Annotated in this window: 8 protein-coding genes; 3 read left to right on the plus strand and 5 right to left on the minus strand. The window is 43.9% G+C overall.

The genetic code is table 11. The features are described from left to right. Positions 1 to 97: 97 nt before the first annotated feature. Positions 98 to 1,786, plus strand: coding sequence for a hypothetical protein (locus ABD892_RS08195; protein ID WP_345195000.1), 1,689 nt, complete (start codon positions 98 to 100; stop codon positions 1,784 to 1,786). A 68-nt stretch (positions 1,787 to 1,854) separates the two neighbouring features. Here ABD892_RS08195 and ABD892_RS08200 read toward each other — a convergent pair whose 3' ends face one another. The 4 genes from ABD892_RS08200 to ABD892_RS08215 all read right to left on the minus strand — a co-directional run bounded on the left by ABD892_RS08200 (position 1,855) and on the right by ABD892_RS08215 (position 4,050). Continuing rightward, positions 1,855 to 2,268 (minus strand): hypothetical protein, encoded by a 414-nt coding sequence (locus tag ABD892_RS08200; protein WP_345195002.1) that lies wholly within the window; start codon positions 2,266 to 2,268, stop codon positions 1,855 to 1,857. 96 nt (positions 2,269 to 2,364) lie between these two features. Then, a complete protein-coding gene (locus ABD892_RS08205) occupies positions 2,365 to 2,931 on the minus strand; it encodes a FlhC family transcriptional regulator (RefSeq protein WP_345195003.1) in 567 nt (188 codons plus the stop codon). A gap of 49 nt (positions 2,932 to 2,980) precedes the next feature. Next, complete coding sequence (locus ABD892_RS08210) at positions 2,981 to 3,469, minus strand: hypothetical protein (RefSeq protein ID WP_345195004.1); 489 nt, start codon at positions 3,467 to 3,469, stop codon at positions 2,981 to 2,983. After that, positions 3,469 to 4,050 (minus strand): transglycosylase SLT domain-containing protein, encoded by a 582-nt coding sequence (locus ABD892_RS08215; RefSeq protein ID WP_345195005.1) that lies wholly within the window; start codon positions 4,048 to 4,050, stop codon positions 3,469 to 3,471. The genes ABD892_RS08210 and ABD892_RS08215 overlap by 1 nt, the downstream gene beginning before the upstream one ends. Before the next feature lie 446 nt (positions 4,051 to 4,496). Between ABD892_RS08215 and mobI the strand changes: the two genes are divergently transcribed. Together mobI and ABD892_RS08225 are read left to right on the plus strand one after the other, a co-directional pair. Next, a complete protein-coding gene (gene mobI, locus ABD892_RS08220) occupies positions 4,497 to 4,976 on the plus strand; it encodes a conjugative transfer protein MobI(A/C) (protein ID WP_345195006.1) in 480 nt (159 codons plus the stop codon). An 8-nt stretch (positions 4,977 to 4,984) separates the two neighbouring features. Beyond that, complete coding sequence (locus ABD892_RS08225) at positions 4,985 to 7,756, plus strand: UvrD-helicase domain-containing protein (RefSeq protein WP_345195007.1); 2,772 nt, start codon at positions 4,985 to 4,987, stop codon at positions 7,754 to 7,756. Positions 7,757 to 7,941: 185 nt separating this feature from the next. Here the strand turns inward: ABD892_RS08225 and ABD892_RS08230 are convergent. Next, positions 7,942 to 8,646: PD-(D/E)XK nuclease family protein (locus ABD892_RS08230; protein ID WP_345195008.1), on the minus strand; the 705-nt coding region annotated here is incomplete at its 5' end.

Genomic DNA, 8,646 nt, shown 5'->3' on the forward strand with positions numbered 1-8,646 from the left:
TTTTGCCTGAAGAGCACAGGGGACGCTCTCTTCATTCAATTTAGCCTTACTTCTTCAGATCGTTAAGCGGGAGTTAAGGTTATCGATTGGCTCCGGGTTGCAAAAACAGGTTGCCTCTGCCAGTCAACGGGTCGAAACCGCCCAGACAGCCCTGCAAAGCCAGATATCTAATGGCATCCAAAACACCTATGGCAACACCATTACCCGAACCGACGCGCAGAATTTTGCAAAAAGTCTTGAAGGTAGCAATTCAAACACCGCGCAAGCCGTGAACAAAATTGCCAAAGGACTGGAGGAAAGTCATGGACTCACCAAAGATGAAGCCCGGACTGTTGCGGCTGCTCATGCACTGCAAACGTCGGTGAGTGGCGGAGGGAGTATAGGTTTAGGTTTCGACGGTGTTCCTTTCTTAACGGGAGGGCTTTCTATTGGAACTGAGACGAAAGCCAATGAAAACAATTCTCTCGAAAAGAGCTCAAAAGAAGCCTCTCAACTGTCAAAAATGCGAAGTGCGATGGAATCACTGAATAAAGATGAATCGGTTGCCGCCACACTTAACGATGCTGTTCGCAGCGATGCCAGCGAAGGGAATGTTGATGCCTGGACCACGGGAATGAATAAAACCGACCAAAGGAATGTGGTTGATGCTGCTCAAGAAGTGAAACAGGCAAGCAAGACTTACAATGAGCTGAGTTCTGCCGACCAGCGTATCGGTGCAGAGATGCGTCACAACCCCATGCAGGTGACATCCCGGATGGCAAATGTCCGTGACGATAACGGGGTTAACCCTGTTATGAAAGCCTACATGGATGCAACACAGGGAAATCTGAAATATCAAAAAGCCGTCAACAATGTCACTGATCGCTTTGCAGAAATGGGTATAGGCTTTGCGAGTCATGATCAGGAAAAGATCGCCGCTACATTAACAGCCCTGTCAGAAATGGGTTCGCCAGAAGCAACACGAATTGCCGCAAACATGTATAAAGCCGCAGGTTATGGCATGCCAGAAACTGGAAACTCTTCTGTACACTCTAATGTTGCTGAATCTGCTGAAATTAATGCGGGAGATCAAAACACCCGTGTTAAAACCGATATTAATGAATCGATGATTGATCAACTGGCTAAAGAAAAAGTAGCAGAACCAATCACAGGAAGAGCGGCGGTAGGGGATCATAACGCGCAAGGACAAGATAACGTAGATGCCCAGCACGACCAGAACCTCGCCCACAATGCTGATCTGCGCCGGGAACAGATCTCATCGAAATTGGCCGGAAGAAAGTTTGTGGATGGTGAGCATCTTCCGAAACAAACAGCCGAGGAAGCATACCCGGACATCGGAACACCAAAGCCAGGGCGACTTTATGAGAGAGGGACCGAGGACGCCTTGAACGAAGGGTATTCACCAAGACAGGCGCACATTTTTGGGAAGGTTGTTGCTGATCCCGAATATGCAAATGGATTGTACAAAGGTATCGAATTCGAGAACACCAAAGATGGCGGCGGGAAGGTAGCTGGCAGATCTGATGGAAAAGATGGTATCTATTCCGTCACAAATCCCGGTCTATCGGAAAAAGGGCAGAACCTGGTCAATACCTTGGCAAAAGAATCGAACGTATCTCAGGATGTTGCTGAAGGGATGCTCGCCTCAATTATCCGTAGCGGAACCATGAAGGATGCAGGGGTGGCAACAGACCTGAAGGAGTTCAACGAACTGAACGCTGAAGCTATTGCCGAATACCGGATACCCTTTGACTTTCGGGACCAACCAAGAGCATCAACACTATAGGTTTAACCATAATGCACGGGTGCCAATATAGGCTCTCGTGCTCTGTATGATAATAATACATAGGTTCATCAGACGAAATCGTCCTCCGTCGCATGATATGGAATAGTCCTTAAGCCTGGGCTGTATTCATAAATTGAACCACTCCTTGCTCCGATCCATGGGTCATTATTTTTACGCTTTGTATTTGAATAGTTATAATACAACGGTGAGTTATCCCACCATCCATCCTGAGCCTGAACCTGCCGTTTAGGTTTTAAGTATTCGTTTTTTTCAACATTCTTTTTATCGATAAGACCATAAAGAAACGACATCAGAGCAGTCATAGAAAGGCACACGGCCGCTATGATAATCAGAATATTCATCAATCCGGCATCTTTATCGTTGATCCATGCACCTAACCAGGCAGCACCGGAAAAGAGCGTCAAAGCCTCAAAAACGCTCCGAATCTGAGAGATCCGCGCCAGATATTTCTTTTTGCTCATGGTTATCTCCCCCAAACCTCAATTTACCTGCCGTGCCGTTAGAGTAACGCTGAGTGGCCTTTATGCAAGTGCGGAAAAGAGAAATTTTTTCTATTGTCAATTATGGACAACAGGCGACAAACCTGATGTCTTCCTTTTCCCTTTCTGACCGAATTTGTTGTTCATAAAACATACTACACAGGATCGCTCATGCCAGTTTTTCATCAAAACAAACAAAGAGCCACAATCATGACAGCCAACGACAGAGATATCCGAATGATGCAATCCTTTGCACAGAACCCAGGCCTCGTTAATATTTAACATTTCTGTATCTTTAAGATGACTACGCTTAATATCGTCCTGATAGAAACTGTATGCTACATGTACGTCATCGCAGTTTGGTTTAAGTTGCGACTCTATCCCCCCTCCAATCACTTTCAGGTATTTAGCAACAACAACTGATGCGTGGTAGCTTCGAACTTTTGACTCAATGATTTTCTTGCAACTTGGCATTTTGCCCGAGGATGTTATCTCAGCACCGATTTTCTTTCTTATTTCACGAATAAAGTATTTTTTCAATTTTGAGTCGATTTCCTCAAGGACTATATTAGTATTGAACCCTTGTTCAATATATTTCACTGTGTCTGAGATAATTTTTGGATTCGTTATAATAATGTCTCTCATTTTACCCCCGCGAGATTCTATCTCTCTATCATCAGAAAACAATCTAACTCTAAACGCTGGCATTGAGCAAAAGTGGCGACACCTTCACATCGGATGTGATCTTGCGGCAATACTCAAATCGGTAGGCAGGCTTCAAAATACTATAGCCCGCTATCTTTTTTATTTCTGAATAACTCATTTCAGCAATACTGCTGGCCGTAGCTTCGTCAACGCCATATACAACCCGCGCAACTTTTTTATCAAAGCGTAGGAGGCTCCGGCAACCAAGCAGAATAATCGTATTAAGATGTATTGGTTTTACAAAAGAATTAATCTGTAAAGGAACCATATTGTCTAAGTATATTTTCAAAAGTAGACAGTTGTTTTCGTATAGAACATTATTTTCTGCATCGTAGAGTGTTTTCAAACCACTATACTGCATAGCTGAAAGGCCGGTGAACAATAAAGCATCGGAATGGCCTTCCATGAATATAACGTCAAGCAGTTCCTTATTAAGCTCTCTCACATCATCGCATATTTTCGATAAAATATTGTTCATCAGCTTTTCTCTCTCAAAGACTTCAAAGCGTTAGATATACCAATAACCTCATTGCCATAGAGACGCGCTTTCTCATTATCCCAGGAATGATAACGTCCAACACCCAAAATATAATCGTGTGGTGCAGAATCTATGCTCTCACGTAGAATTTCCGCTCCATACTTTATGTTCGTTTTCGGATCAATGAGGTCTGTTGGTAGGATACCTTCTACATTACGCTTTGCAAACCAGATCCAATTCAATTGCATGATGCCAATATCAACGTTTACCCTGGCATCAAAGACACCATTATTAGAAAGAGAATTTAATGCCTCAATTGCATCCTCTCTAGTTTGATAATAAGACCGAGATAGGTTTGAACTATTCAACGTCCACATCCAAGGCGTTACACTTGCAAAACCATTATCTGTAGATTTCTTGCTTTCCATTAACGCAACAGCGTATAGAAGGCTTGAATCCAATGAGTATTCTCGGGCCACCTCTCCCCAGTATGAACTGTCAAGCTCATCAAGTATTGATACATTAATAGAAAATGAAAAAACCATAAAAACAGCGATAGCAAGAGTGTTCAGCCTATACATAACTACACACAGCGCTCGTCATCAACACGAGGGATTGTAAATTTATGTTACAATCAAATAATTGACATATATCAAACTGATATATGGCTATAGGTAAAGGATATTAATTTAATTTTATCCCATATGGATAACACTTCCTAATATCCCACATTTACATGGAATATTATTGATCTTTCTTTCACAATTTTTGATGCAGGCATTCAGCCACAATCAGATCAAATCTTATAAAGATAGGATAAGGAATGTCTTTATCCCATATGGATAGCACTTTCTAATATCCTACAAATCCAGAACATTTATACCGCTTCCTCGCCGCTGTTTGATGCACATCAATGCGTTACAGGTCTTATGTATATAGGATTACTTGCAGTTCATATCCCACATTAGAATCCTCTGTGGGATAATTATACCTAATTATCCTTTTAGATAGACTATAGGATAGAACCATGACAGACCAAAACCTACAGCATATGCTCAACATGGTCTATTCAGAGATAGACTCACTGCACAAAGAAGCACTGTCCATTCAAGAAGATATATATCTTCAATATTATAAAAACAACCAAAGATCTGGTTTTGATAACAAGGCCAGATACTCTATGAGATTAAAAAAGTCCGGTTTCTCCTTCTTAATTATCTGGGAGGACGTTAGATTCTTCGGAACTAGAGGAAATCGAGTCAGAATAGTCAAGCAAGTAAGCAAAGGCACAAGTGATAAATACACACTGAAGAAATTCAAAAATGCTGCTGAATGGGAACTACCTATTATCGAAAGTGCAGAAAAGCAATTCGAGAAAATCCGTAAAAGCCTTAAATGCTTGGGAACCTGTCACAAACAGATTCTAACCTTAGCATCTATTCAAGGTGTTCAGGTTCAAACAGGAAAGCAATCCACGGGTAAGAGCAGCCTGGATGTCTGTCAATAGGTCGTTAAATGGACAATAATCTTAGCATCAATAATTATCCATTAACGGATGAACAGTGCAAAATCGTTAAAGCAGCAAAGGATAACCAAAGCATCAAGGTTTTAGCTTTTGCTGGTACGGGGAAAACATCAACCCTTCAAGCAATTGCCAAATATCATGTGCGGAAATCTCTGTATCTTTGTTTTAACCGAGCATTGGCTAATGATGCTAGAGGAAAGTTCCCAGATTATGTATCTGTTCGAACTGCCCACAGTCTTGCATGGGAAAACGTCGTCAAGCCTAACAAGGCAAAATGGAGTCGAAAGCTGGACGCTAAACTTAAAAGTGACGACATAAAGCATTTCGCAGGCTTCCCGGAGAAACTTAGTTTTCCTTTCAGCACAGGTGTTTTAATAACCGCAACCAGAAAGATAGTGGCTGAATATTTTGGAAGTGCTGATTCCGCACTTTCAGAAAAACACATTACCGCTGAAACAATAGAGTTTGCAGACAAGCTTGTCAGAAGTGGACAACTTGAAAACTCAATAAGGAACTCTTTAGTTCAATGGCTTGTCGTGTGCTCTGAAAATCTGGCGCAAGAGATGCTTTCTGCTGATTCTGAATGTCCTTCTACGCACGATGCGTATTTAAAGGTATGGCAGCTCTCAAATCCTGACCTCTGTGCTGATTGCATTTTCTTTGACGAGGCCCAGGATGCGAACGGAGTATTGCTTGATGTCGTTTTAAAGCAGCAGGCTCAAATTATATTTGTGGGGGATCCGCATCAATCAATATACAAATTTCGTGGCGCCATCAATGCAATTGACAGGATCGATCTTCCCGAGCTTCATCTAACGCAATCGTTTCGCTATGGCAATTCTATAGCAAGTTTTGCGAACCTGATCCTGAGACTCAAGGGATACAAAGCAAGCATTAAAGGTTTTCAGGAAACAACCATAAAATCTACAAACGAATATGCGGGCGAGAAACCTCTACTCGTGATATGTCGAACCAATATGACGGTCCTGCAATATGCTCTCCAGTGTTGCGATTCAGGACTTTCCGTTAGCATTGCAGGGGGGATTTCTACATTTATTAATCTCCTTGAATCTGCATTGTCCATTTATGACGACAAACAATCTACATCAGGGTCACTTCACCCTACTCTGCGGAGTTTTCGCTCCTGGAATGAAATCATCACGGAATCGGAAATCACTTCCGATCCTGATCTGTCCCGACTGGTCAAGCTGTTTTCGGAAGGTCGGGAGAATGTATGCTCAATTATTTCCAGATTGAAAACCGCCGCTGAAGATAGCAAGGATACTGCTGAAATCAGCCTGGTCACTGCACACGGTAGCAAAGGAATTGAATCTGATAACGTCCTTATCGCTGATGATTTTGATCGGCTGATCCAATCACTCGAAGACAATGATGTGATTGATGAGGAAGAAATCAATCTATTCTATGTAGCGATCACACGAGCAAAAAAATTGTTGCTGGTCCCACCTGTGTACCGCAAGCTCAAAGGTGCAGCCCCCCTGCGTGTCAGATCCACACCAGAGACCGGGCAGCTTCAAGCATTCAACCAGAAAGCCCCTATTCCCCTATCGCAGCCATCAAACGTCCAGGCAGCTAAACGGTGCATTCAGATTGAGGTTGGATCGTCTTCGGCCGGCAAACACTACTGGGAGCCTACAAACACTTCTGTCTGCGTTAATCCAAACATCGGCGTGTTGGGTACCATGGGTACAGGGAAAACACAGTGCGTCCAATCTCTTCTCTATCAGCTATACCAGCAACAACGGTTTAACGTCGACCCAGACACGCCCATCGGAATGCTCATCATCGACTACAAGGACGACTACACATCTGACAAGTTCATAACCGCGACAAATGCCACGGTCTGTCGACCTTATCACCTCCCATTCAACCCATTTAGTCTCACAGGGGACATGCAGGATCCTCAGCTACCTCTCTACACTGGCGTCACTTTTGTCAAAACACTGGTAACAGCCTACGGCCTCGGGAAAAAACAAGAGAAGCTTTTGCTGGATTGTGTACTGGAAGCGTATCGATTCAACGGCATTGAAGTTGGCCAACCTGAAACATTCCATTTAGATCCGCCAACCGTGCATGATGTTTGGGACGCTCTTAATAGCATCCCAAAACGCCCAAAAGACAGCCTCTACGCTGCGTTGTCAGATATTATTACCTACCAGTTCTTTTCTCCGGAAACACGCTCAGGATCGATCTATGAGCTTCTGACGGGTGTTGTAGTGATGGACGTTAAGAAATTGTCCGGAAACATACAAAAGCTGTTTGTTGCTCTCGTGTTGGACAACCTTTTTTCCCAAATGCAGGTTCATGGAAAACCGAGCATCAATGGCGACCACCGGAGAATCAACAAATTGTTGCTCGTTGATGAAGCCGACAATATCATGCGACCCGGCTTTGACTCGCTGCGCCGCCTTCTCAAAGAGGGGCGTGAATATGGTGTCGCAGTCATGCTGTCAACCCAAGATATCTCGCACTTCCAGACCACGCACACTGACTTCACCCCTCTGATGAATACCTGGGTTATACACCGTGTTGCCAACCTGTCCGCAAAAGACATCCGGACGCTCTTCAATACCTCGTCCAAATCTGACGATGACACAACGATGTCCACTATCAGAAATCTCGGCAAACACTGCTCACTGTACATCGACGGTCAGAAAAATATCGCTGAGATAGCTGACTTACCTTTCTGGAAAATCACCAAAAATATGGATGCTCAAAGACGTGACTCAAACACATTCTGAACAGTCTGAGTTCGACTGGAATCTGGTCCCAACCCTGCCGGTTAGCGGTTTTGTTGATTACGAGAAGATACACTCCCCCATGGTCAGAAAATTGATCATGAGAGAGGAAGTGAAAAGGCTTGAATCTCAATTAGAATCCAAGCAGGGCAAAACAAGCAGAAGTTCTGGCAGAATTATGGCCCGGATCAGCAAATTGTATCGCTGGTTGCGTTGAGCCTGCCGGGTCGATCCCGGCATTCCCTCAAATACACCTCAGACATCAGTTCAATCGTTTCCATGTCCAGCAAGGGAACCTTTTCGTATCTCACCATGCCAGGCTGTTGCTGGGGGTCATCACCATAGCAGCGCACAAACCGAATGTAGCCGTGTCCACATACCATCTCTGGATCTTTGAGTTTTGTAGAAAGCATGTAGGCATAGACACTGAGCTGCACGCGGTCACTGAAGCGCACTTCGGGCTTCGCTCGAAACTTGGTATCAACGACCACGAGCTGACCGTCTTCGTTTCTGTATACCTGGTCTGGGGTGCCATAAAGCGGTGGAGAATCTATCTCAATGTCTTGCTCATTGTGCAGAATTTCGCCAAACAGCAGCTCCAGTGGCATTTGTTCCATTGCATGCCAACGCGACTCATCGTTCGAATGCAACCGGTCTACTGGCATAGTATTCCAGCCATTACCCCGCTGACGGCTCTTCGGCATAAAGCAGGCTATCAACACAACAAAGATTGCGAAGTAAATCGCGGACGAGTAAAAATCAAAATTGCTTATGCCCATTATCAATATCCCTTCCAAGCTCACGCATAGCATTTGCGTATTCTGGCACAACTTGAACACCGATTCTGGTAACTCTTGAACACCCATTCTGGTAAGTCTTGAACACTGATTCTG

It is taken from the genome of Kistimonas scapharcae, assembly GCF_039540975.1.
GTDB lineage: Bacteria > Pseudomonadota > Gammaproteobacteria > Pseudomonadales > Endozoicomonadaceae > Kistimonas > Kistimonas scapharcae.